The sequence below is a fragment of the Deinococcus marmoris DSM 12784 genome (assembly GCF_000701405.1).
GTDB lineage: Bacteria > Deinococcota > Deinococci > Deinococcales > Deinococcaceae > Deinococcus > Deinococcus marmoris.
This window is the reverse complement of sequence record NZ_JNIV01000071.1, coordinates 1-23,704: the sequence shown is the minus strand read 5'-3', so window position 1 is coordinate 23,704 and position 23,704 is coordinate 1. Positions and strand designations below refer to the sequence as shown.

At 66.8% G+C, this 23,704-nt stretch carries 21 protein-coding genes; 15 read left to right on the top strand and 6 right to left on the bottom strand.

Annotated features, from left to right (window positions below; all coding sequences use genetic code 11):
• Positions 1-35: 35 nt before the first annotated feature.
• Together Q319_RS0115840 and Q319_RS0115835 are read right to left on the bottom strand one after the other, a co-directional pair.
• A complete protein-coding gene (locus Q319_RS0115840; protein ID WP_051655465.1) occupies positions 36-653 on the bottom strand; it encodes a 3'-5' exonuclease in 618 nt (205 codons plus the stop codon).
• A 10-nt stretch (positions 654-663) separates the two neighbouring features.
• Entirely contained in the window at positions 664-1,260 is a 597-nt protein-coding gene (locus Q319_RS0115835; protein WP_051655464.1) for a hypothetical protein, read from the bottom strand.
• A gap of 257 nt (positions 1,261-1,517) precedes the next feature.
• Here Q319_RS0115835 and fdhF point away from each other — a divergent pair, with 257 nt between their 5' ends.
• From fdhF to Q319_RS28985, 5 genes are all read left to right on the top strand, one after another.
• Entirely contained in the window at positions 1,518-4,589 is a 3,072-nt protein-coding gene (gene fdhF / locus Q319_RS0115830) for a formate dehydrogenase subunit alpha (protein WP_081846095.1), read from the top strand.
• Positions 4,590-4,613: 24 nt separating this feature from the next.
• On the top strand, positions 4,614-5,117 hold the full coding sequence (locus Q319_RS0115825; protein ID WP_029483443.1) for a helical membrane plugin domain-containing protein: 504 nt from the start codon (positions 4,614-4,616) through the stop codon (positions 5,115-5,117).
• A 20-nt stretch (positions 5,118-5,137) separates the two neighbouring features.
• Entirely contained in the window at positions 5,138-5,953 is an 816-nt protein-coding gene (locus tag Q319_RS0115820; protein ID WP_245619294.1) for a formate dehydrogenase accessory sulfurtransferase FdhD, read from the top strand.
• Between the two features lie 161 nt (positions 5,954-6,114).
• Positions 6,115-7,530: an OFA family MFS transporter gene (locus Q319_RS24690; RefSeq protein ID WP_051655463.1), complete on the top strand. Its 1,416-nt coding sequence runs from the start codon at positions 6,115-6,117 to the stop codon at positions 7,528-7,530.
• Positions 7,531-7,548: 18 nt separating this feature from the next.
• Positions 7,549-7,674: an MFS transporter small subunit gene (locus tag Q319_RS28985; RefSeq protein WP_281173842.1), complete on the top strand. Its 126-nt coding sequence runs from the start codon at positions 7,549-7,551 to the stop codon at positions 7,672-7,674.
• Between the two features lie 119 nt (positions 7,675-7,793).
• Here Q319_RS28985 and Q319_RS0115810 read toward each other — a convergent pair whose 3' ends face one another.
• Positions 7,794-8,594, bottom strand: coding sequence for an alpha/beta hydrolase (locus Q319_RS0115810; RefSeq protein WP_081846094.1), 801 nt, complete (start codon positions 8,592-8,594; stop codon positions 7,794-7,796).
• 216 nt (positions 8,595-8,810) lie between these two features.
• On the opposite strand from Q319_RS0115810, the gene Q319_RS0115805 reads away from it, so the two are divergent.
• The 8 genes from Q319_RS0115805 (at position 8,811) to Q319_RS0115770 (ending at position 17,740) form a co-directional block, all read left to right on the top strand.
• Complete coding sequence (locus Q319_RS0115805) at positions 8,811-9,554, top strand: AzlC family ABC transporter permease (protein WP_051655468.1); 744 nt, start codon at positions 8,811-8,813, stop codon at positions 9,552-9,554.
• On the top strand, positions 9,551-9,847 hold the full coding sequence (locus tag Q319_RS0115800) for an AzlD domain-containing protein (protein WP_029483439.1): 297 nt from the start codon (positions 9,551-9,553) through the stop codon (positions 9,845-9,847). Before Q319_RS0115805 ends, Q319_RS0115800 begins: the two co-directional genes overlap by 4 nt.
• Before the next feature lie 85 nt (positions 9,848-9,932).
• On the top strand, positions 9,933-11,693 hold the full coding sequence (locus Q319_RS0115795; protein ID WP_029483438.1) for a PASTA domain-containing protein: 1,761 nt from the start codon (positions 9,933-9,935) through the stop codon (positions 11,691-11,693).
• A gap of 12 nt (positions 11,694-11,705) precedes the next feature.
• On the top strand, positions 11,706-12,839 hold the full coding sequence (locus tag Q319_RS0115790) for a cysteine desulfurase family protein (RefSeq protein WP_029483437.1): 1,134 nt from the start codon (positions 11,706-11,708) through the stop codon (positions 12,837-12,839).
• Positions 12,836-13,438, top strand: a complete 603-nt coding sequence (locus Q319_RS0115785) for an HD domain-containing protein (protein ID WP_029483436.1) — start codon at positions 12,836-12,838, stop codon at positions 13,436-13,438. The genes Q319_RS0115790 and Q319_RS0115785 overlap by 4 nt, the downstream gene beginning before the upstream one ends.
• Before the next feature lie 35 nt (positions 13,439-13,473).
• Complete coding sequence (locus tag Q319_RS0115780) at positions 13,474-15,075, top strand: GMC family oxidoreductase (protein WP_029483435.1); 1,602 nt, start codon at positions 13,474-13,476, stop codon at positions 15,073-15,075.
• Between the two features lie 56 nt (positions 15,076-15,131).
• Entirely contained in the window at positions 15,132-15,524 is a 393-nt protein-coding gene (locus tag Q319_RS0115775) for a ComEA family DNA-binding protein (protein WP_029483434.1), read from the top strand.
• An 86-nt stretch (positions 15,525-15,610) separates the two neighbouring features.
• A complete protein-coding gene (locus tag Q319_RS0115770; protein ID WP_051655466.1) occupies positions 15,611-17,740 on the top strand; it encodes a DNA internalization-related competence protein ComEC/Rec2 in 2,130 nt (709 codons plus the stop codon).
• A 9-nt stretch (positions 17,741-17,749) separates the two neighbouring features.
• On the opposite strand, the gene Q319_RS0115765 is transcribed toward Q319_RS0115770, so the two are convergent.
• Positions 17,750-18,766 (bottom strand): Gfo/Idh/MocA family protein, encoded by a 1,017-nt coding sequence (locus Q319_RS0115765; protein WP_051655462.1) that lies wholly within the window; start codon positions 18,764-18,766, stop codon positions 17,750-17,752.
• A gap of 44 nt (positions 18,767-18,810) precedes the next feature.
• Positions 18,811-19,887, bottom strand: coding sequence for a methyltransferase domain-containing protein (locus Q319_RS0115760; RefSeq protein WP_029483431.1), 1,077 nt, complete (start codon positions 19,885-19,887; stop codon positions 18,811-18,813).
• 535 nt (positions 19,888-20,422) lie between these two features.
• Between Q319_RS0115760 and Q319_RS0115755 the strand changes: the two genes are divergently transcribed.
• On the top strand, positions 20,423-21,832 hold the full coding sequence (locus Q319_RS0115755) for a TrkH family potassium uptake protein (RefSeq protein WP_051655461.1): 1,410 nt from the start codon (positions 20,423-20,425) through the stop codon (positions 21,830-21,832).
• Positions 21,833-21,929: 97 nt separating this feature from the next.
• Positions 21,930-23,306: a TrkH family potassium uptake protein gene (locus Q319_RS0115750; RefSeq protein WP_034415425.1), complete on the top strand. Its 1,377-nt coding sequence runs from the start codon at positions 21,930-21,932 to the stop codon at positions 23,304-23,306.
• A 99-nt stretch (positions 23,307-23,405) separates the two neighbouring features.
• Here the strand turns inward: Q319_RS0115750 and Q319_RS27950 are convergent.
• Positions 23,406-23,704, bottom strand: a 299-nt coding sequence (locus Q319_RS27950; protein WP_211252379.1) for a hypothetical protein, incomplete at its 5' end; no start/stop codon positions are given.

Sequence of the window (23,704 nt, the reverse complement as noted above, 5' to 3'; positions counted from 1 at the left end):
GGGATCACCCACAGGCCGAAATATACTTCGGCCTCTTAAATCAACCTTTCTCCGCACCCAGCGCCACTTAAACGCAAGTTGTCCGGTACTGAAGCCCCACTCCTGTCCCCCACCAGCCGCAGCAGTTCCACGTAGACTTTCGCCGTTGCGGTGGCGTCTTCCAGTGCATTGTGGGCGGCGTATTCGATGCCAAAATATTCTGTGAGCTGAGACAGCGGCGTGCCGATCTGGTGGGGCAGCACCCCGGCGTGAATCAGGAACTGGGCGGTCAGTTTGGTGTCCACATGCCCGCTCCTGAACACCTTGCGGAGATCGGGCAGCAGGGGACGCAGAAAGCGCAGATCGAAGCCGAAGTTGTGCCCGCCCAGCATCACGCGGCCCACCCCGGCGGCGTACTGGCGAAGCGCCTCCGCCACGGCTTCCGGCGGCTGAGCGGCGCGGTCATGTTCCAGGATGTCGATACCCGTGACCGCCAGCGCACCCGGTTCCAAGCAGTATTCGCGGTGCTTGACCAGCAGGTGAATGGGGCGCGAAATCTGGCCGTCCTCGCCCAGCGTCACCGCGCCGATGGTCAGCAGCGGATGACGGGCGGGATCACGCCCCCCGGTTTCCACGTCCAGAAAGATGATCGGCTGGCGCAGGGTCAGAGGCATGGGAAGCAGCCTAGCGTCCCATCTGAAGGCGGCGGCGGATCAGCGGGTGCGGGTCCTTCCGCAGGCGACCCAGAACTTCGGGCGGCAGGTCAGAGCGGGTGGCGAGGGAGAGCCGCACGCTGTACTCGGCGTCGGTGGACAGTCGCTCGATCAATTCGGCGTTCAGGTCAGGATGTTGCGCCACCGCCGCGCGCAACTGCCATTCGCCCCGCCCCGCCAACTGCCCCAGCCGCTCCTGACTCAGCCGCGCCCGCCCAGCCACCGCCCAGCGCGCCTGCGGTTCGGGGTGCCGCATCGCCAGTTCCTGCACCCACTCCGGAGCCGCGTCCACCGCCGCCAGCTTTGAAACCGCCAGCCCCGTCCACGCCCTGATCTGCTGCCCGTGCGCCAGCCTCAGCAACGGCAGGGCGGGATTGTCCAGCACGGCTTCCGGGTAACGTGCGGCCAGTTCGCCCAGCAGCGTGACCGGAGTATTGGGATGGCGGGCGACGGCTTCCAGCAAGTGCGGCGCGGTGACGCTATGGGCCAGTCGCGTCAATTCGGCGGCGGTGGCTCTGGGTGTGGGCAGTTCGGAGTTGGGCGGCGACAGCAGGGCAGGACCGGGCATCGCCCCCATTCTGCCGCCTGCGTGCTGCCCGGAACAGCGCAGGAGACACCATCGGCAGGCAGTCAAAAGATAGGAATTCCGTAATCTGGGAGCCATCTTTTCCTGCCTGCTGCCTCCTATACTTCTGGGGTTCACAAATTGGCGCAGTCAGGCAGCACGGTTTTACGGTGCAGCTTCGACAGTGCAAGTTCGGCAATGCAGATTCAGTAGTGCAGATTCAGTAGTGCAGATTCGGCAGTGCAGGGAGGCTTTCAATCATGGAGCAAACGGACCATCTACCCACCCCCAACGACGCCCACATCCGCTCCACGGTGGGACCGACACGGCCAGCCAGCGGGCCAGGCGTGGACATTCAGATCGACGGGGCCACGTTCACGGCGTTCACCGGCGAACCCCTGGTAGACGCCATCAACCGCGCCCAGATCGAACTGGCGCAGGTCTGCTACCACCCGCAACTGGGGCCGATCCAGACCTGCGACACCTGCTCGGTGGAGATCGACGGACAGCTTGGGCGGGCCTGCGGCACGAAGGTTGCGGCGGGCATGGTGGTGCGGACGCAAACCATTGCAGCGCGGGCAGCTCAGCGGGACGCCTATGACCGGATCGTGAGCAACCACGACCTGTACTGCACGGTCTGCGACAACAACAACGGCAACTGCACCGTCCACAACACGCTGGGCATCCTGGGCATCGACCACCAGACCCGGCCCTTTCAGCCCAAGGGATACGCCAAGGACGACAGTAACCCCTTTTACCGCTACGACCCGGACCAGTGCATCCTGTGCGGGCGCTGCGTGGAAGCCTGCCAGAACGTGCAGGTCAACGAGACGCTGACCATCAACTGGGAAGCCGAGCAGCCGCGCGTGCTGTGGGACGGCGGCAAGCCCATCGGCGAGTCGAGCTGCGTGAGCTGCGGCCACTGCGTGACGGTCTGCCCATGCAACGCGCTCCAGGAAAAGTCCATGCTGGGGCAGGCGGGCATGTTCACCGGCATTCCGCTGCCGGTGTGGGACGCCGCGATCGACGTCGTGAAGGGCGTGGAGGCCAGCGCGGGCCTTAAACCCATCATGAACGTCTCGGACATCGAGTCGGCGGCGCGTGACCGCTATATCAAGAAGACCAAGACCGTCTGTACGTACTGCGGCGTGGGCTGCTCGTTCGACGTGTGGACCGACGAGCGGCACATCCTGAAAGTCGAGCCGGGGCTGGGCCACGCCAACGGCATCAGCACCTGCGTCAAGGGCAAGTTCGGCTGGGACTACGTGAACAGCGGTGACCGCCTGACCTCGCCCCTGATCCGCGAGGGCGACCGCTTCCGCGAGGCCACCTGGGACGAGGCGCTGGATTTCGTGGCCCGCCGCTTCATGGAAATCCGCGCGCAGCATGGCCCGGACGCGCTGGCCTTCGTGGCAAGCAGCAAGGCCAGCAACGAGGAAGCGTTCCTGGTGCAGAAATTCGCGCGGCAGGTGATCGGCACCAACAACGTCGACAACTGCTCGCGCTACTGCCAGTCGCCCGCCAGCAAGGGCCTGTCGCTGACCGTGGGCATCGGCGGCGACAGCGGCACCATCCGGGACATCGAGAACGCCAGTCTGGTCATCACGGTGGGCAGCAACACCGCCGAGAGCCACCCGGTGCTGGCCACCCGCGTCAAGCGGGCGCAGAAGCTGGGCCGCACGAAAGTCATCGTGTTCGACATCCGCGAGCATGAACTTGCCACGCGCGCCGATCAGTTCCTGCGGCCCAAACCCGGCACCGACTTCGTGTGGCTGGGCGCGGTCAGCAAGTTCATCCTGGACAACGGCCTGGAAAACACGGCCTTCCTGGCCGAGCGCGTCAACGGCCTGGACGGGTTCCGCGAGTCCATCAAGGAGTTCACGCTGGAGTACGCCGAACGTGAAACCGGCCTGAGCGCCGCCACCCTGGAAGCCCTGGCCCGCCAGATCGCCGCTGAGGACCGGGTGTGCATCCTGTGGGCGATGGGCGTCACGCAGCAGTGCGGCGGCACCGACACCAGCGCCGCCATTTCCAACCTGCTGCTGATCACCGGCAACTATGGCCGGCTGGGCACCGGGGCGTACCCGCTGCGGGGGCACAACAACGTGCAGGGCGCGTCGGACATGGGGGCCATGCCGGATCAGGTCAGCGGTTACCAGCCTGTGGGCGACGAGCTGACTGTGCAGCGCCACCAGCGCGAGTGGGGCATGACCCTGCGCCCGGAGCGCGGCCTGGACAACACCCAGATGCTGGACGCCGCCATTGAGGGCAAGCTCAAGTCCATGTGGATCACCGGCGAGGAAATGAGCCTGACCGACGCCAACGCCAACCACCTGCAGGAGGGCTTCGAGGCGCTGGAATTCCTGGTGGTGCAGGACCTGTACTTCACCAACACCGCCCGGTACGCGGACGTGGTCTTCCCGGCTGCCGCGTCGCTGGAAAAGGAAGGCACGTTCACCAACACCGAGCGCCGCATCCAGCGCCTGTACGAGGTCATGCCGCCTCTGAAGGGCACCAAGCCCGACTGGCAGATCTACATGGGCGTCGCGGACCGCATGGGCCACCGCTGGGGCTACACTCACCCGTCGGAGATCATGGCCGAGATCGCGCGCCTGACGCCGTTCTTTGTAGGCGTGTCGTATGAGCGCCTGGAGGGCTACAACACCCTGTGCTGGCCGGTGGCCGAGGACGGCACCGATCAGCCGCTGCTGTACACCGAGCGCTTCAATTTCCCGGACGGCAGGGCACGCCTGTACGCCGGTGAATACCGCCCCCGCCAGCAGGCCCCCAACGAGGAGTTCGACCTGCACCTGAACTCCGGGCGCATGCTCGAACACTTCCACGAGGGCAACATGACCTTCCGGGTGGAGGGCATTGCCGTGACCGCGCCCGACGCGTTCGTGGAGGTCAGCCAGGAACTGGCCGCCGAGCGCCAGATTCAGAGCGGACAGTGGGTGCGCCTCGTCAGCGCGCACGGCGCGGTCCGGCTCCAGGCCCTGGTCACGGGCCGGGTCAGCGACAACGAGCTGTACGTGCCCATGAACGCCCGCAAGGCCCAGGACGCCGTGAACCACCTGACCGGCTCTGAGGGGGATTCGATCACCAACACCCCCGCCTACAAGGACAACCGCGTCCGCATGGAAATCCTGGGCGAGGTGGGCGAGAACCCGCTGCCGGCCCGCAACTTCCGCTGGGGTCACCCCACGCCCCAGACCGGCGTGGAGGTCGAGCGCAAATGGGCGCGGCCCGACTACGTCTATCCGGGCGGCGAACTGCCGATGCTCGGTGACAGCCTGAACGCACGGGTTGACGCCCTGGGCGCGGACGACTGATGTTTCTTTCTACGAGGAGCTTGTATGGCCAAGGCGCTTGATTTCACCCCCCGCGAACCCACGCCGCAGGAACGCCTGCACTCGGGCGTCGAGGACTCCACCGCCGCACTCGAGGAGGGTCTGTACCTGTTGCGGCAACTGCATGAGCATGGGGTGCTGGACGTGCTGGGCAAGACCGTGCGCGGCGGCGAGGGCCTGATCGCGGCCCTGCTGCACATCACTGGCGGCGAAAGCGGCACCACCCTGCTGCGGAACGTCACGGAGCTGGGAAAGACGCTCTCGGCCCTGGACCCCCGCGAGGTCAGCGTCCTGGGTCAGGCCGTGACCACCGGCGTGAACGAGGGAGCGCGGCACGTCGCTGCCGGGAAGGGCATCGGCCTGGGCGAACTGCTGGGCCTGCTGAAAGACCGGGACGTGCAGGTGGCCCTGGGCGCGCTGATGGCGGTTCTGAAAGGCGCGGGCCGGGCGCTGCGTGAGGCCAGCGGCGACACCGTCAAGACCGCCAATCAGGCCGAGGTGGGCCGCTGAACGATGCAGACGGCGGGCGGGTGAATGCACAGCCAGGCGCACAGGGCGTTGTTCACCTGCCTGTCCGGCTGTACCGGGATGAGCGGTGGGCGCACCGTGAGGACGCCGTCGCCGTCGAGGAACCGCTGGAGCTGCGCCTGCACACCCCGGACCGCGAACTGCCGCTGGGCGTGCTGATGCGGACGCCCGGCCATGACCGCGAGCTGCTGCTGGGCTGGCTGGTGTCCGAAGGTCTCTTCCCACAGGAGTTCACGCTCGGCGTCGATCCAGAAAATGCCAACGTCTGGCACCTGCACACCCCGGAGCATGAGCGGCTGGCGGCGGGGGCCAGGCTGGCCGTGTCGTCGAGTGCGTGCGGGGTGTGCGGCTCGGGCAGCGTCGAGCAACTCCTGAGCCGGGCCGCTGCACCGATCTGGACAGCCGGGCCGATCAGCGCCGCCCTGCTGGCGGGTCTGCCGGAACGGCTGCGCGAGACCCAGACCGGGTTCCGGGACACCGGCGGGATGCACGGCGCGGCGCTGTTCACCTGGGCGGGCACTTTCCTGTGTTCCCACGAGGACGTCGGGCGGCACAACGCCGTGGACAAGGTGGTGGGGTCCCAGGGACCCGGCCTGCCTCTGACGGACCACGTACTGGTTGTCAGCAGCCGTGCGGGTTTTGAAATCGTGCAGAAAGCCGTGACCGCCGGAATCGGGGTGGTGGTGGCCGTGGGCGCAGCCACCAGTCTCGCGGTAGATACCGCAGCCGTCTTCGGGGTCACCCTGTGCGGCTTTACCCGCGAAGGGCGGCTCACGGTGTACTCGGGGGCAGACCGGGTGGAGGGGAATGCGGACTGAGCCGGACAGGCCACCTCCTCTGCTCCGTAATCAGTCACCGCCTGGGGACACCTGTATTCGTTGTCACTTCATGAATTGCACATTGCTGACGAAATCGACATATCTGCCTCGCCACCCGTTACTATCGCTTCACATTAAACCAAAAGAGGGCAGGAGAAATTATGGGATTTCTGGACCGTGAACATTCCGTCGCTGGGCCGGGCTGGAGCCGCTGGCTCGTTCCGCCAGCGGCGCTGGCCGTTCACCTGAGCATCGGGCAGATCTACGCGTACTCGGTGTTCAACAAGCCCCTCTCACGGCTGATCAGTGGGGACGTTCAGGCCGAAACAGGTGCGCCGGGCGACTGGTCCCTGTTTCAGGTGGGCCTGATCTTCAGCGTGGCGCTGTTCTTCCTGGGGGCCAGTTCGGCGCTGTTCGGCAAGTGGGTGGAGCGCGAGGGACCGCGCAAGACCATGTTCGCCAGCGCCCTGCTGTTCTGCGGCGGCTTCCTGATCGCGGCGCTGGGCGTCAGTCAGCATCAGCTCTGGCTGGTGCTGCTGGGCAACGGGGTCATCGGCGGCATCGGCCTGGGCCTGGGCTACATCAGCCCGGTCAGCACGCTGATCAAATGGTTCCCGGATCGGCCAGGACTGGCCACCGGCATGGCCATCATGGGCTTTGGCGGCGGCGCGCTGATCGGCAGTCCGCTGGGCACCGCGCTGATGGCACGCTTCGCCGGAGACGGCACGCTGGGCGTCGGCTCCACATTTCTGATCATGGGCGCGGTCTACTTCCTGTTCATGATCTTCGGCGCGCTCATGGTGCGCGTCCCCGCCGAGGGCTGGGTGCCGGCAGGGTATGTGCCCAAAGTCAATGTGGCGGGCGGCATGGTTTCCAACCACAACGTTCTGGTGGATCAGGCCTTCCGCACCCCGCAGTTCTGGCTGCTGTTCGCCGTGCTGTTCCTCAATGTGACCGCCGGGATCGGCGTTCTCGGGCAGGCCAGCGTCATGATTCAGGAGATGTTCAGCGACAAGGTTCTCGGGGTGGGGAACGGCGTGACCGCCGCCGCCGCCGCCGGATTCGTGGGCCTGCTCAGCATCTTCAACATGGGGGGACGCTTCTTCTGGTCCACGACCAGTGACCGCCTCGGGCGCAAGCCCACCTACATGATCTTCTTTGCGCTGGGCACTGTGCTGTATTTCCTGATTCCGCTGTTCGGCAACATGGCCAGCCTGGTGCTGTTCGTGGCAGGCTTCTGCGTCATCATCAGCATGTACGGCGGCGGTTTCGCCACCGTACCCGCCTATCTGCGGGACCTGTTTGGCACCGCCAACGTGGGGGCCATCCACGGACGGCTGCTGCTGGCCTGGAGCGCGGCGGCCATCGCCGGACCCACCCTGGTCAACGGCTTCCGCGACAGCCAGATCAAGGCGGGCATTCCCGCTGCCCAAGCGTACTCCACGGTCATGTACATCATGGCGGGCCTGCTGGTGATCGGCTTTATCGCCAACCTGCTCATCCGCCCGGTGGCCAGCCGGTACTGGGCCAGCCCCCAACCCACCCCACCCGCCGGACAGCAGGCTGCCGATGACTGATCACTCTAGGAGAGCGATATGACAGACCGAACGGACACCGAACAGACCTCTCCCGTGACCTACCTCGTGTGGCTGGTCCCCGGCATTCCCCTGGTGTGGGGCGTGTGGCAGACCCTGATCAAGGTGGTGCAGCTCTTTCAGTAAGCCCGAAACCCGCAACCCACGCTTGACAGAGACGGCCCTGGATGGATTCAGGGCCGTCTCTGCATGGTCTAAATCTGCGTGGTCAAAATCAGTATGGTCTAAACGCTCCGGCATGGGCCTTACGGAGTTGGCAGGGTGGACATGAACGCCCGGACCACACTCAGAATCTCGGCTTCCGCCGCCGCGTGGGTCACGGTGGGCAGACCGTCACCCTTCTGCGGGCCGTAACGTCCGAAAAAGCTGTGGACCCCACCGGGGATGACCGTCAATCTGGCGCTGGCGGGCAGGCGGTTCAGGCCGTCGCGCACGTCAGCAGGATTCGCTACTGCGTCAAACTCGGCCAGCAGCGACAGCACCGGGAGGCTGGTGTCTTTCAGGCTCACATTGCCCGCCGGATACGCGCCCATCAGGATCAGGCCCCCCAGTTGATCGGTGTGGCCTTTTGCATACTGCGCCGCCATTGCCCCGCCCAGCGAATGGCCCGCTATCACCACAGTCTTGCCCGCACCAAACTTTTTGATCAGCGCGTCGGCGCGGTTGATGCCCGTCACGGCCAGATCCAGTGGAAAGACTGGAATGACGGTCTGCACGCCATCTGCGGCCAGGGCGCGGCCCATCCACTCGTAGGCTTGCGGACGAACGAGGCCGCCAGGGTAATAGACCAGCAGCGTCTTCGCCTCTCCAGCAGGCTTGATGTTGATAAACGCCCCACCCTCGTTTTCCAGCGTGGAGGTCACGCCCTGCGCCTGACCGGAGGGTGGCACGGCGTCCTGCCCGATCACCAGCAGGGGGCGGACGACAGCGCTCTGGGCCAGCGCGATCAGGTAACCCAGCATCAGGGCCAGGATCAACCCCAGCCACAGGCGCACGCGCGGCGGCAGGGCGAGACGGGTGCGGTTGCGCGAGGTCAGGCGGGTCATGGGGGCAGCATAGTGGGTACCGCCCACTCCTGACCGGAAGATCACCTGCCAAGAGCGCCCGGCTCTGGGTGCAAGCGCTCTCCAAAGAGAACCGGCAGAGATTTCTAATTCCACCAGCCAGTATTCTCTTCTGCTTATTCCTGCCGTGAACGAACGCCCATGCGGACCCCACTGCTCCCGCCTGGATTCAACTTCAGTTCGTATAAGCTGGCGGCCATGCCTGCATCTGGCCCCGCCTCTGCCTTCTGGCCCGCGTTCTGGCGCGGCTTCCGGGTCATGATTCCGCTGTGGCTGGGCATGGTGCCCTTCGCGGTGGCCTACGCGGTCACGGCGCGGGCCTCGGGCCTGAGCGTCTGGGAAACGCAGATGATGAGCCTGACCGTTTTCGCGGGTGCGTCGCAGTTCGCGGCGGCGGGGCTGTTCGCAGGTTACGGCATGGCGGGCGGGGCGTCGGCGCTGGGCATCGTCGCCACCACCTTCTTGCTGAACGCCCGGCACCTGCTCTACGGCCTGAGCCTGTCGCGGCAGGTCACGCTGACCCGCCCGCAACGCCTGATCGCCGCGCAATTTCTGACCGACGAGGCTTACGGCATGGTCACCGTCAAGGGAGGACAGGAGCCGGGCGGCCCCAGCTTCGGCTACGTGCTGGGTGCGGAACTCAGCCTGTACGTGGTCTGGAACGCCTCCACGCTGCTGGGCGCGCTGGGCGGCGCGGTGCTGCCCTCGCCGGAAGCGCTGGGGGTGGGCGTGATCTTTCCGCTGGCCTTCCTGGGTCTGCTGGTGCCCATGCTGCGGGGGCGCGTGACCGTACTGGTGGCGCTGGCCTCCGGGCTGGCGGCGTGGGGCCTGTCTCGCGTGCTGCCCGGCGGCCTGGTGATCCTGCTGGCCGGGGTGGGCGGCGCACTCCTGGGCGCGTGGCTGACGGGCAGAAAGACCGCCGTTCAGGAAGCAGGCGCATGAGCATCGCCGCCGTGATCGTGCTGATGTGGGCCGTCACCTACCCGCCGCGCTGGCTGGGGCTGAATCTGGGCCGGGTGAAACTGCCGCCGTTCTGGCTGGCCTTCCTCAATTTCGTGCCCGTCAGCGTGATCGCCGCCCTGATCGTGCCGGAAGTGCTGGGCAGCCCGGAATGGCCACGCCGTCTATTCGCCAGCGTGGTGGGCGGCCTGATCGTCTGGCGCAGTGGAAACCTCGCGCTGGGCATCCTGGGCGGCTTCGCGGCGTACTGGGCCGTGCGGGCGCTGGGAGGCTGAAAACGTAGGAGGGTTTGCCTCCGGTCCTCGCCATCTCTGGCCACACCCACACCGCACACACGGCCCGCGCTATGCTGGGGGGCGAATGACGGGGCAGGCAAACGAGGTGGGGGCAACCACCAGAATGACCACCATCGACGGCAAGTACGGCGTGCTGCGCGAACTCTCCCGGCACGGCAACGTGACCCTGTCGGAGGTCCGGGCCGCCGAGGGCGTGACCCGGCAGGTGGCGTGGTTCGAGATCGCCACTCCGGCAGACCGGCAGGCGTTCCACGCATACCGCTCGGTGCTGCGCGCCCTGAATCCGGCGGGCCTGACCGATATCGTGGCGCGGCCCGGCGCGTATTACGCGGTGTGGCAGACGGTAAACGGCACGCCACTGGAAGGCGTGCTGGCGCAGCCCAAGAAGCGCCAGGAGGCAGTGGACAACATCCGCATCCTGGCTGCAAAGCTGGCCGAACACGGCTACGCCCTGGGCGACGCCGATATCGTGATGGACGCTGACGAACCGCGCATCGCCTACCTGCGCGCCCTGCAACTGCCGCGCACGCCCGAGGACATCGCCTCGCGCAACGTGGCGGTGCTGTCGGCCCTCAAGGACGGCAAGGTCCGGCGCAAGCGGCAGCCCGGCGCGTGGCTGGCCTTTATTCCGGGGCTGCTGTTTCTGGGCGGCGCGGGCTATCTGGGCGCGCAGGCCGCGCAGGTCTACCTGAATCCCCCGGTGCGCGAGGTGGCGGGCGTGGGCGGTCAGGAGGCGCGCTCGGCAGCCAGAAAGCTGACCGAGGCAGGCTTCCGGGTGGCCTACACCGAGGGACAGGTGGGCAACCAGGGCGTCGGCACGATCATCCGGCAGGACCCGCCCGCCGGCACCAACCTGCCCATAGGCCGACTGGTCACGCTGACGGTCAACAACCCACCGTCCATTGAAGTGCCCAAGCTGGAAGAACAGAACCTGGAGCAGGCGAAAAACACCCTCAAGGACCGCTCGATGGTGCTGGGCAAGGTGCTGAAGGTGGACGGCACCCTGACCAACACCCCCGAAGGCCGCATCGTGTCGCAGTTGCCTGAAGCCGGTTCGCCCGCCCAGCGCGGCCAGCCCATTCAGGTGATGGTCAGCACCGGCATCAGCGGCAAGGAAACCTGGCTGCCCATGCTGACGGGGCTGACAGTGGATCAGGCGCGCGAGTACGCCCGCGTGGCCGGACTGGTGGTCACCAGGGTCAGCGAACAGCCCAGCGACAAACCCCCCGGCAGCGTGCTGGAGCAGACGCCCGCGCCCTTCGTACGGGTGGACGTGGGCAGTCCGGTGACCCTGAATGTGGCGGTGGCCCGCTACAGCGCCCCCAGCCGCGCGGCGGGCAGCCTGCCCATTCCGCCGCCGCCAGAACCTGATCCCCTGCCCCCCGAACCCGCATTGCCTGAACCCGGAGTGCCCGGTGGTCCCCTGCCCGTACCGCCGGAACAGACCCCCCAGCCATTGCCGCAGGAGCAGATTCCAGCCCCGCAGGAGCCGCCAGGCACGACGGTTCCCACGCCGCAGGAGATTCCGGCGACTCCACCTGAGACCCCGGTTCCTGCCGCCCCAGACATCACAGCTCCCGAAACCACGGCCCCTCAGACCCGCAGCGTCAGCTTCCAGTACACCTTTCCCACCGATCTGCCTGCGGGCACCTACAGCGTGGTGGTCAGCGACGCCAGTGGCGAACGCCAGATCTTGCAGGCCACCGACGCCTCACAACTGGCCGGGCGCGACGCCAACAGCTCTCAGCCGGTTCAGGTGGTGGGCGACGCGGTGTTCATCGTGCGCCGCGATGGGGCCGACTACGCCACTGTCGCGCCCAATTAACGCGCTGCCCGCATGATTTACCTCGATTACGCCGCCACCCATCCCATGACCGCTGAAGCGCTGGTGGCCTACGCGCGGGCGGCGGCCCTGCCCGGTAACCCCGCCAGCATCCACGCGGCGGGACAGGCCGCCCGCGAACTGCTGGAGGAGGGCCGCGCCCGCGTCGCTGCCGCATTTGGTGTGGACGCCCGCACCTTGATCGCTAACAGCGGCGGCACCGAGGGCGATAACGCCGTGCTGCTGGGCGTGGCGCGGGCGTGGCAGGAGGGGCGCGGCAAACCCGGCCACCTGATCACCACACCCACCGAACACTCCGCCGTGCTGGCCCCGGCCCGCTGGCTGGAAGCGCGCGGCTGGGAAGTGACGTGGCTGACGCCCGACGCCTACGGACGCTACTCGCCGCAGGAGTTGCAGGCCGTCCTGCGCCCCGACACCGCGCTGGTGTCCATCCACCATGCCAACAACGAACTGGGCACCGTGCAGGATACGGCTGCGCTGGCCGCCGTCGCCGCTGCCCGTGGGGTGCCGTACCACAGCGACGCGGTGCAGGCCCCCGGCGTCCTGCCCGTGAATCTGGCCGACTGGGGCGTGACCTATGCCATCTTCAGCGCCCACAAATGGGGCGGACCGCGCGGCGTGGGCTTCGTGTACGTGCGGCGCGGCGCGGAACTGCCGCCCGTGACCTTCGGCGGCGGGCAGGAGGGCGGCACCCGCCCCGGCACCCAGGACACGGCGGGGGTCTACGCGGCAGGGGTGGCCCTGAGCGCGGCGGAGGCGGAGCGCGAGGCGACATTCGCACACCTCGCCAGTCTGCGCCAGCGTTTCGTGACGGCAGTTTCCGACATTCCCAGCCTGCGAGTTAACCACCCGCCGGATGGCAACCCCAAAGTGGCCTCTGTCACGCTGCCAGGGGCGGATGGGGAGGCCCTGCTGATGAATCTGGACCTGCTGGGGGTGGCGGCCAGCGCCGGAAGCGCGTGCAGCGCGGGCACCATGCAGGCCAGCCATGTGCTGAGCGCCATCGGCCTGAGCGACGCCGACGCCCGCGCCAGCCTGCGCTTCAGCTTCGGGCGGGCCACCACCGCAGAAGAGGTGGATCAGGCCGCCGAGGCACTCAGGCAGGCGGCGCAGTGGAGCCGGGCTTGAGCCTGCCGGACGTTCAAACCGCCGAGCAATTGCTGATGGAAGCTGCCGAAATGAACCCCGGCGCGTGGGTGGAACATTCGCGCCACGTCGCTCTGGCTGCGCGGAACATTGCTGAAGTCCATCCCAATCTCGATCCCACGCGGGCCTACACGCTGGGCTTGCTGCACGACATTGGGCGGCGCACGGGGCCGAACCGGGACCGCCACCTGCTGGACGGCCACGACTTTCTGACCGAGCTGGGGTACACAGATGCCGCCCGCATCGCCGTGACGCACTCATTTGTCATTCCCGACATGGATACCTTGCAGGGCGACTGGGACGGCACGCCGCAGGAGTGGCAGCGGCTGCGCGAAGTTGTAGCCCGTGCCCAGCAGACCGACGAGGACCGCCTGATCCAACTGTGCGACATGCTGGGTCTGGCAGACGGGTTCTGCACCATCGAGGAGCGGCTGGTGGACATCGCGCTGCGCTACACCTTCAATGCCAGAACGCCCGACAAATGGCGCGCGAAACTACAACTCAAGGCCGACTTTGACCGCGAGTGCGGCGTCAACATCTACCTCCTGCTGCCCGGACTGGTGGAACGTCTGCTGGCCTGAGGACCCACGCGCGCCGTCTATATATACTCGGTGCAATGACAGCTCAGAGGGAAAAAACGCGGGCCGACGTGATCGTCGTGGGGGCCGGATCGGGGGGCTGCGTGGCGGCGCGGCGGCTGCTGGACGCGGGGCTGCGGGTGCTGTTGCTAGAGGCTGGTGGCCGCGACACCAATCCTTTCATCCGCGCTCCAGCAGGCTTTCCGCGCCTGTTCCGCTCGGCGGTGGACTGGAATTTCTCTACGGTGCCCCAGACGTGTGCCGATGACCGAAGCTTCTACTGGCCGCGCGGCAAGGTGCTGGGCGGATCCAGCGCCATTAACGCCACCATCTACATTCGGGGGTCCAAGCGCGATTACGACGGCTGGGGCGAGGGCTGGACCTGGGATGAAGTGCTGCCCGCCTTCAAGGCGCTGGAGAACTTCCGGGGCGGAGCCTCTGAAACGCGCGGGACAGAGGGAGAACTCCCGGTGGGTGCGCGGGCCGCCTCCCACCCGCTGAGCGAGGCGTTCGTGACGGCGGCGGTGGGCGCGCTGCATATTCCAGAGGCGAAGAGCTTCAACGACGGCACGCTGGAGGGCGCGGGCCTGCTGGAAAGCAACCACCTGCACGGCGAACGCTACAGCGCCTTCCGGGCCTTTCTGAAGCCTGTACTGAAGCACCCCAACCTGACGGTGCTGACCGGGGCGCAGATGCTGGAACTGCTGTGGGACGGTTCAGATTCCACGACACCACGGGCTGTAGGCGTGCGCTTTCGCTGGCAGGGGCGCACGCTGGACGCCCCGGCAGGCGGCGTGATCCTGGCGGCAGGGGCGGTACAAACGCCGCAACTGCTGATGCTCTCGGGCGTGGGGCCGCGCACCGAACTGGAAAAGCACGGCCTGCGCGTGCGCCAGCATCTCCCCGGCGTGGGCGAGGGCTTGCAGGACCATCTGGCGGTCCCGGTCATCTTCCGCTCGCATACGCCGTCGCTGGAATCCATGCCGGAAGCCTCAGCGCTGGCCCATTATCTGCGAAACCGCAGCGGGCCGCTGTCCAGCAACATCGCCGAGGCGTCGGCCTTTGCCCACGCGCGACCCGGCCTGGACTCGCAGACCGAACAACCCGATCTCCAGTACCACTTCGGCCCAGCCTATTTCCGGGACCACGGCTTCAGCAAGGAAGCGGGTCACCACTTCTCGGTGGGTCCGGTGCTGGTGGAACCGCACAGCCGGGGGCGAATCACGCTGGCCTCGGCGAATGTGGGCGACGCCCCGCACATCGATCCGCAGTACCTGACGGACGGGCGCGACCTCCAGAGTCTGATCGCCGGAGTGCGGCTGGCCCGCGAGATCGCCTACACGCCGCCGCTGCTGGCCCACCGTGGGGCCGAATCGCTCCCCGACAGCGGCATCCGCAGCGACGCGGCCATCGCCGCACACATCCGGGCCGAATCGGCGACGCTGTATCACCCGGTGGGCACAGCGGCGCTGGGGGACGGCGAGGAAACGGTGGTGGACCGCCAGTTGGCCGTCCACGGCACGCGGGGCCTGTGGGTGGCCGATGCCAGCGTCATGCCGCGCATCATCCACGCCAACACCAACGCCACAGCCATGATGATCGGTGCGCGGGCGGCGCAGTTTGCGGGGCGGGAGCTGTAGTGCCGCTGTAGATGACCCCTGAATCACCTCTACCCGCCTCCCCCTAGAATGACCGCGTGATCAACAGTGAGCGCGGCTGGACGCTGGGGCTGGGTGCGGGCGTGCTGCTGGTGGGCGTGCTGGCACTGGGTCCGGTGCTGCTGCCGCGCCCACAGGTGCCGACGGTGACGCGCGTGGCCCTGCCCGCCCCCAGCGCTCCGGCCCTCCCGAATGCCAGCGCCGAGCCGCCCACCTTTCCCACCACCGCCAGCGTCACGCCGCTGATTTCGGGCAGGGTCAACCTCAATACGGCCAGTCAGGAGCAACTCGAGGCCCTGCCCAAAGTCGGCCCGTCGATGGCTCTCAAGATCATCGCGGCGCGGCCCATCCGCTCGCAGGCCGAATTGGATTCCATCAAGGGCGTGGGCGAGGCGACGCTGAAACTGCTCTCACCGCTGGTCAGCTACTAGTGCGGGGGGCGGCCCTCTCGCTGGCCACCCTGACCTCGGGGGAATCGGGCGGGCGGCTGGCGTGGTCCGTGCCCACCGTCTTCGGCATGATGGGCGGCATTCAACTGGGGCTGGGCGTGTGGTGGGGCGTGCTGACCCTGCTGCTGGGAATTGGGCTGGCCCTGCGCGACGCCCGCCCACCCCTGGTCGCGCTGGCACTACTGGGCGCGGCCCTGGGCTTCGGCTCCGAGCGGCTGGTGACCGGGCGGGCCGATCCGCTGGCCCCCTGGCTGGGCGCGCAGGTCACGCTGACTGGCGACTGGGACGGGCAATTTCTGACCCTGCAAGACCCGCGCGCGCGGCTGGCGGTGGCTCCCAAGCCCACGGCCCGGCCCGGCAAACTGGTGGTCAGCGGGCGGGTGGTGGCCCCAGACGGGCAGCGCACCCCCGGCGGTTTCAACCAGGCGGCGTGGCTGCGCGCCCAGGGCGGCATTTTTCTGACCACGCCGACGGCGATTCTGGTGGCCGCCAGGGTACGCGACTCTCAGGCCGAAACAGGCCCGCGCGGGTGGTTCCGGCGTGGCTTGACCACCGGACTCCCTCAGCGCGAGGCGGCGCTGATGACCGCCATCGAACTGGGGGACCGCAACGACATAGGCCGTGAGGAATTTGCGGAGGGCTACGGCATCCGCGACGCGTTCACCCGTTCGGGTCTGGCGCACCTGATGGCCCTGTCGGGGCAGAACGTCGCCCTCATCACGGTGGTGCTGATCTGGATTTTCGGCTGGTTCGGGTGGCCTCCGCTGTGGCGTTACGGCATGCCCGCCGTGTTGCTGCTGCCCTATCTGGTGCTGGTGGGGGTCTCGCCCAGCATCACCCGCGCCGTGATCATGGGGTTGACCGTGCTGCTGGCCCTGGCGCTGGGGCGTGGACGGCCCGATCCCTACGGCCTGATGGCGCTGACCGCCACGGTGTGCCTGCTGCTGTTCCCGTTATGGCTGCTGGACATCGGCTTCCAGTTGTCGTTTCTGGCGGTGCTGGCCCTGACGCTCTCCATGAAAGCCGCCGGGAAATTGCCGGAACGCTGGCCGCTGTGGCTGCGGCTGGCGCTGGTAGCCACCGTGCTGGCCGAATTCGGCACGCTGCCGGTAATCGCCGGCACCTTCGGACAGATGCCGCTGGTGGGCCTGCCCGCCAATCTGGCGGCGGGCGTGGTCATGACCGCGCTGGTGCCGCTGGGCTTTTTCGCCGGGCTGCTGGGGCCAGCGGCCATTCTGGTCAACTGGCTGGTAGGCCCACTGGCCGCCCTGCTGCTGGGCATCGTGGAAACCTTCGGGCAGGCCCCGGTGCTGACCTGGGGACAGGTTTCGCCCGCCGGATTCGTGGCCTACGCGGTGTGCGCGGGCGCGGGTGTCCTGTGGCTGTGGGGCCGCGTGCGGTTCCGGGTGGTGCTGGGCGTGGTGATGGCCTGCACGCTGCTGACCCTGTTGCCCGGAAAATTGCAGCCACCACGCGAAATCATTTTCGTGGACATCGGCCAGGGCGATTCCACCCTGATCCGGCTGCCCCACCTGACCGTGCTGGTGGACGCGGGCGGCTCAGTGAACAGTGATTTTGATGTGGGGGGCAAGACCGTCGTTCCTGCTCTACGCGCGCTGGGCGTACGGAAGATCGACTTGCTGATTGGAACCCACGCGGATACGGACCACATCGAGGGCATCAGCGGCGTGCTGCGCGCCCTGCCCGTGGGCGAGCTGTGGATCGGCCAGCGCAAAACCGACGATCCGGTGCTGACCACCGTGCTGACCGTGGCGAGGGAGGAAGGCGTTCCTGTACGCGAGGTCCGGCGCGGCGATCAGATCGCCTCGGACGGTGTGACCCTCACCGTGTTGTGGCCCACTGGCAACGTCTGGAGTACCGAGGACAACGAGAACAGCGTGGCTGTGCGCGTTCAGTCTGGCGCGTGGTCTACCGCCATTCTGGGTGACCTGCCCAGTCCAGCCGAGAACTCTCTGGGCCTGGGCCACCTGAGCCTGCTGAAAGTCGCGCACCACGGCAGCCGCTTTTCCACCGACGCCGGGCTGCTGCAAGAAACCACACCCACCGACGCCGTGATCAGCGTAGGCCGCAACACCTACGGCCACCCGAACCCGGAGATGCTGGGACGACTGGCGACGGCGGGCGCGAAAATCTGGCGAACCGATCAGATGGGGACGATCAGGTGGCCGATTCCGTAAACCTCTTCTTTACCCAATTTCTACCCGCGTTCCCGTCCGCGCCGAGGCGAACAGCGCGTCCAGCACCCGCGCGTGCCTCACGCTGTCCTCGGGGGGAAACAGGGCCTGTTCCTCGCCCAGCACCACCTGCTGAAAATGTTCCACCATCGCGGCGTAGGCGTTGAAGGGCGGGAACCCCTCCTCACGCACCCCGGCGGCGTCGGTGACGGTGAACGACACGGGCGAGTGGGTGTTGCTGTGAAATACGCCATTCATGTCCAGCGTGCCGCGCGTGCCCAGAATGGTCAGGCGCTGGGGGGCTGGCTCGGCCCAGTCGAAGGCGCAGTCCACACCCGCCAGCACCCCCGGATACTCCAGCACGCCACTCAGGCCCACGTCCACCCCAGCCTCGGTCCAGCGGGCGCGGGCGATGGCGGCGGTGGGTTCGCCCAGCAACAGGCGCACCAGATTGACCGTATACGTGCCCACGTCGAACAGTGCGCCGCCGCCCTTGTCGGCCTCCCAGCGGAAGTCCTGGGGGTTGTCCAGCATGAAGCCAAAGGCTGCCCGCACGGACCGCACCTCACCCAGTTCGCCGCCCTGCACCAGCTCGCGCAGCCGCGTGATGTGCGGGTGAAAGCGGTACGCGAAGGCTTCCAGCAGCACGCGGCCCGTGGCCTGCGCCGCGTCTGCTAGCTCCTGCGCCTCGGCGGCGTTCAGGACCAGCGGCTTCTCGGTCAGGACGTGCTTGCCCGCGCGCATGGTGGCCAGGGACCAGGGCAGATGCAGGTCATTGGGCAGCGGGTTGTATACCGCGTCCAGATCGGCGCTCAGCACGTCATCGTAGCCGCCCACGATGGAGACATTCCATTCCTGCGCGAACGCTCGCGCGTGTTCGGAGTTGGGATCGCGCACGCCGAGGGCCACCACTTCTCCCCCACTCGCCCGGATGGCCGGAATCAGCGCCCGCGCAATGCGTGCCGCGCCCAGCAAGCCCCAGCGAAGTCCCGTGCCTGAACGAGCAGCCGTTGTCCCAGAAGTTGTCATGGCTGAGCATGACACGGCGGCGGGCAGAGGTTGAGCTTTTCGCGCTAGCGACGGTTCAGTAGATACACCTTGGGGTTGTGTCCGCCGCTGGCCACCTGAAGCAGTTCGCGGGCATTCCATTGGGTTGAACCTTCCAGCAAGCCCTCGAACAGCCGGATTTCGTGGGTGATCACGGCCAGACGGCCCTGACGGCTCAGCAGGCGGTGCATCTCCTGCAAGAAGGCCGGGTACAGCGCCGCGTTGCCGCCGTGCGTGCCGACGGCGTCGCCCCACGGCAGGTCCGCCACGATCAGGTCAAAGGAGCGGGCGGACAGCCCCGTTTGCAGGGCGTCGATACGCGCCACCTCGATGTTGCGCCCGGCAGCCGCGATATTGGTCTTGGCACAGTCCACCGCCGACTGCTCGATGTCCACGCCCACCAGCGCGTCGCAGGGTCCCAGCAGATCGCGCTCGATCAGCAGGGTACCGCTGCCGCACATCGGGTTGAAGATCCGGTCCACGTCGCGCTGCCCGGCCAGTTTGTGGGTGGCGTAGGCCAGCGTGGCATTCAGGCCGCCGTGCATGTTGCACTCGCGCCAGGACCGCGCGCTCAGGGGCTTGGGCGTGGTGCGGGCCAGCACTTCCCAGCCGGGGCCATCCTGTTCAGGGCGCAGACGGATGAGGAGTTGGCCGTCCTCGGGGCGAAAGGGGATTTCCAGCGCGTTCTCCAGTTCCTCGGCCAGCCGCTGCATCACGCTGGATTCCTTGCCCGCCGCGCCCAGCCGGAAGGAGGTATGCCCGCCCACCGCGATGACCTGACGCAGAAAATCGGTCAGCTCGCCCAGTTGCTGGTTCCCCAGCAGGCCACGCGGACGGGGCACGTCCCAGGCGCGAATGCGGTAGGCGGCCAGCGCCGAACGCAGGCGGGTCAGGCGTTCGGGATCGCCCGGAAACCAGAAGCGCAGGCCCCGGATATCGCGGGCCAGCGGCACGGTTGCCAGTTCGGTGGCGGCGACGTGTTCCAGGCCCGGCAGCACCTCCAGCTCGTATTCGTGGGCGGGCTGGCGGGTGCGGTAATCGGTCTTGGGACGACTTTTCCTCTTCCCGGCGGGCTGAAATCGGTCTGTTTGGGGGCGAGGCATAGCAGGGCAGTATAGCCCGTGCAGGAGTGGGAGGGGGATTTGGAGCAGGCGGTTCGCGGTAAGGTCTGATCAACTCCGGTTCAGAGGTTCTGGGGTGGCTCCCACGGTTGAACCCCTCTCCTGCGGAGCTGTGCCAGTCCGGCCCTTCGGGCCACCTCCCCTCAAAAGGGCTTGGTGATGCAGACAAGTCTCTCATGTTTGGCTCTACGCTGATTTTCGCAAGATGTCATTTTTCTCTGGCTGCGCTGGGACGGCGTCTGCGGTTCCCCCCTCCCAGCCTCCCCCGCAAGGAGGGAGGAGTTAAAAACGCCGTGTTTATCGGTCTTATCACTTTTATGAGAGAGATCTCTGCATCACCCAGCCTCAAAAGGGATGGCGTATGGCACAGGCCTTCTGCGCTCCTTTGCTCCCTATGAGAGAAACTGGCTGCCAAGCAGACTGATTTGTAAAGCTGCGGAGTAGAGGGGTTCGCCTTCCAACTGGACTTGACCATTCCACATCCCCCACCCGCAGGCGTACAATCCGGGCCGCGTATATGACCCGGCCCTCCGCCCCCGACCCGCGTTTTCCACAACCATCCGCCTCCGGTCTGCGGCGCAGGCCCCTGCTCTCGCGGCTGCGCCCGCCGCAACTGATCGCTCTGACCTTTGCATTGACCATCGTGGTGGGGGCCGGGCTGCTGATGCTCCCGGTCAGCCTGGAGCCGGGGCAGAGCATCAGCGTGATCCAGGCGCTGTTCATGGCCACCAGCGCAGTGTGCGTGACCGGGCTGGCGGTGGTGGACCCCGGAACCACCTTTACCACTTTCGGCGAGGTGGTCATGCTGCTGCTGATCCAGATCGGCGGGCTGGGGCTGATCACGCTGGGAACCCTGTTCGCCATCGCCCTGCGGCGGCGGGTGGGCATCTCGGACCGCATTCAGGCGGCCCAGCAGGTCAACAGCCTGGAACTGGGCGGCGTGGTCCGGCTGGTGCGGACCATCGTGCTGAGTTCGGTGCTGGTGGAACTGGCCGGAACCATGCTGCTCGCCGCCGTCTTCGTGCCCGCCGAGGGGCTGGGGCGGGGCCTGTACTTCTCGCTGTTCCACGCGGTGAGTGCCTTCAACAACGCGGGGTTCAGCCTGTACGCCACCGGGCTGACCGGCTTCGTGACCAACCCGCTGATCAACGTGATCATTCCGCTGCTGATCGTGCTGGGCGGCATGGGCTTTCTGGTGCAACTGAACGTGCTGGCGTACCTGCGTGACCGCCGCCGTAACCGTCTGAACGCCAACAGCAAACTGTCGCTGGTCATGATGGGCGCGCTGCTGCTGATCGGCACCGTCGGTTTTGCGCTGCTGGAGTGGAACAACCCGGCCACGCTGGGGACGCTGTCCCCCGGCGGCAAGCTGATGGCCGCGTGGTTCCAGGGCGTCACGCCGCGCACCGCCGGATTCAACACGCTGGATTACAGCACCATGGGGTTCGTCACCATCTTCATGACCATCCTGCTGATGTTTATCGGGGCCAATCCCGGCTCCACGGGCGGCGGCATCAAGACCACCACCTTCTACGTGATGATGGCCTCGGCGTGGAACATGGTGCGCGGGCGCAGCGACACCACGCTGTTCCGGCGGCGGATCGGCACCACCACCATTTTGCGGGCCATGACCGTGGGCCTGCTGAGCCTGGGGCTGGTCAACCTGGGCTTTTTGCTGCTGCTGCTGCTGAACACCAACAAGGACGTGCTGTTCATGCAACTGTTCTTTGAAACGATCAGCGCCTTTGCCACCGTGGGCCTGAGCATGAACACCACTCCGCTGCTGAACGCCAACCAGGAAGTCGTGCTGATCTTCCTGATGTTCCTGGGCCGCATCGGGCCACTGACCTTCGCCATCGCCTTCAGCCGCCCGGACTCGCGCACGCTGGTGCGGTATCCGGCAGAGAACGACATCCTGATCGGGTAACGGGCTGCGGGGGAAAGGAGCGGCCTGCGCCCGTGGACCCCAATCTTCCGTGCCCCTTTGACCCCCGGACCTCCAGCCCCTTAGACTGCCCTCTCCTGTGAACCGTCGCCCCGCCGCCCTGCCCCGCCGCGCCCTGAGTGCCCGGCTCACGCCCGCGCAACTGCTGGCGCTGGTGTACGCGGCAGGCATCCTGATCGGCACCGGGCTGCTGCATCTGCCGGGAGTCCAGCGGGTGGGCGGCGCGGCCCTGACCAGCGTGGACCTGCTGTTCACGGCCACCAGCGCCATCTGCATTACTGGGCTGGTGGTGGCCGACACCGGCGAGGCGTTCACGCGGCTGGGGCAGATCATCCTGATCGTGCTGGTGCAGATCGGCGGGCTGGGCATCCTGACCTTCGGCACGCTGTTCGCCTTCCTGACGGGCAGACGGCTGAATTTCAGCGAGCGGCAGGGGCTGGTCGCGCAACTGAACGCGCTGAACGTGGGCGGGGTGCTGCCACTCTTGCGGGCCATTCTGACCTACACGCTGGTCACTGAACTGGTGGGCGCGGTGCTGCTGTCCTTCCGCTTCGTGCCGCAGTACGGGCTGGGCGAGGGGCTGTATCAGGCGGCCTTCCACGCGGTCAGCGCCTACAACAACGGCGGCTTCGTGGTGCTGGCGGGCGGGATGGCCCCGTATGCCAGTGACCCGCTGGTCAGCCTGACCATCAGCGCGCTGGTGATCCTGGGCGGGCTGGGCTTTTTAGTGCAACTGAATTACGTCTCGCACCTGCTCAATCCGCGCAAGAATCGCCTGCTGGTCTACAGCCGCCTGACCGTGCTGACCACTGGCATCCTGCTGGCCCTAGGAACGCTGGTGATCTTGCTGGTGGAGTGGCAGAACAGCAAGACGCTAGGGGCGCTGCCCACGTCGGGCAAGTTCCTGGCCGCCTTCTTTCAGGGCATGACGCCGCGCTCGGCAGGCTTTTCCACCGTCAACATCGAATCCATGAACACGGCCACCATCTTCACCATCATCGGGCTGATGTTCATCGGCGCAAACAGCGGCTCCACCGGGGGCGGCATCAAGACCAGCACCTTCGCCATTCTGGTAGGCAGCGCGTGGAACATGGTGCGCGGGCGCGGCGAGCTGATCGTCTTTCAGCGGCGGGTGCTGAACGAGAACGTGGTGCGGGCCGGAAGCATCACGACGCTGTACACGCTGCTGGTGGCCGGGGCCTTTTTTCTGCTGCTGGCCACCAATCCCAAGCTGGGCTTCACGCACCTGCTGTTTGAAACCGTCAGCGCCGCCGCCACCGTGGGCCTGAGCATGAACACCACCCATCTGGTCAACGATCCGGGCCTGCTGATCCTGACCGCGCTGATGTACCTGGGCCGGATTGGCCCGCTGACCTTTGCGGTGGCCTTCAGTCTGCGCAGCACCCACAAGCGCAACGTCAAGTACCCGCCAGAGCGCGATATTCTGGTGGGGTGATGTGGCCCCGGCGGGGCCGTCTGAGGGCCAAGAGTCGAAGGGTCTAAGAACCGCCCACCGCTTTTTCCTCAGACCCTTAGTTCGACTTTGTCCATTTTTTCAGGCGGCGCTGAGAGAAATCTCAGCGCCGCCTGAAACCATTTGGAGATGTTCAAAGTCCCAAAATGGTTCACCGATGTTATCGCCCCTTTTGCCGAGATGTTTACCCAGCCCACCTGGATCACTGCTCAAACCTTGCTTGTCGGGTCCATCCTTGCCACCCGCAAGCGCACCATCTCTGCCCTCCTGACCTTGCTCGGCCTGAGTGATGAAACCGGATTCTCCAGATTCCATCACTTTCTCAGCCGGGCCATCTGGTTTCCATTGCAGGGCAGCCGCATTCTCTTGAGTCAATTGCT

What these genes read in the sequence shown, in the direction of transcription:
- Q319_RS0115840 (WP_051655465.1), bottom strand. Translation starts at nt 653, where the DNA reads ATGCCTCTGACCCTGCGCCAGCCGATCATCTTTCTGGACGTGGAAACC.
- Q319_RS0115835 (WP_051655464.1), bottom strand. Translation starts at nt 1,260, where the DNA reads ATGCCCGGTCCTGCCCTGCTGTCGCCGCCCAACTCCGAACTGCCCACA.
- fdhF (WP_081846095.1), top strand. Translation starts at nt 1,518, where the DNA reads ATGGAGCAAACGGACCATCTACCCACCCCCAACGACGCCCACATCCGC.
- Q319_RS0115825 (WP_029483443.1), top strand. Translation starts at nt 4,614, where the DNA reads ATGGCCAAGGCGCTTGATTTCACCCCCCGCGAACCCACGCCGCAGGAA.
- Q319_RS24690 (WP_051655463.1), top strand. Translation starts at nt 6,115, where the DNA reads ATGGGATTTCTGGACCGTGAACATTCCGTCGCTGGGCCGGGCTGGAGC.
- Q319_RS28985 (WP_281173842.1), top strand. Translation starts at nt 7,549, where the DNA reads ATGACAGACCGAACGGACACCGAACAGACCTCTCCCGTGACCTACCTC.
- Q319_RS0115810 (WP_081846094.1), bottom strand. Translation starts at nt 8,594, where the DNA reads ATGACCCGCCTGACCTCGCGCAACCGCACCCGTCTCGCCCTGCCGCCG.
- Q319_RS0115805 (WP_051655468.1), top strand. Translation starts at nt 8,811, where the DNA reads ATGCCTGCATCTGGCCCCGCCTCTGCCTTCTGGCCCGCGTTCTGGCGC.
- Q319_RS0115800 (WP_029483439.1), top strand. Translation starts at nt 9,551, where the DNA reads ATGAGCATCGCCGCCGTGATCGTGCTGATGTGGGCCGTCACCTACCCG.
- Q319_RS0115795 (WP_029483438.1), top strand. Translation starts at nt 9,933, where the DNA reads ATGACGGGGCAGGCAAACGAGGTGGGGGCAACCACCAGAATGACCACC.
- Q319_RS0115790 (WP_029483437.1), top strand. Translation starts at nt 11,706, where the DNA reads ATGATTTACCTCGATTACGCCGCCACCCATCCCATGACCGCTGAAGCG.
- Q319_RS0115780 (WP_029483435.1), top strand. Translation starts at nt 13,474, where the DNA reads ATGACAGCTCAGAGGGAAAAAACGCGGGCCGACGTGATCGTCGTGGGG.
- Q319_RS0115770 (WP_051655466.1), top strand. Translation starts at nt 15,611, where the DNA reads ATGATGGGCGGCATTCAACTGGGGCTGGGCGTGTGGTGGGGCGTGCTG.
- Q319_RS0115765 (WP_051655462.1), bottom strand. Translation starts at nt 18,766, where the DNA reads ATGACAACTTCTGGGACAACGGCTGCTCGTTCAGGCACGGGACTTCGC.
- Q319_RS0115760 (WP_029483431.1), bottom strand. Translation starts at nt 19,887, where the DNA reads ATGCCTCGCCCCCAAACAGACCGATTTCAGCCCGCCGGGAAGAGGAAA.
- Q319_RS0115755 (WP_051655461.1), top strand. Translation starts at nt 20,423, where the DNA reads ATGACCCGGCCCTCCGCCCCCGACCCGCGTTTTCCACAACCATCCGCC.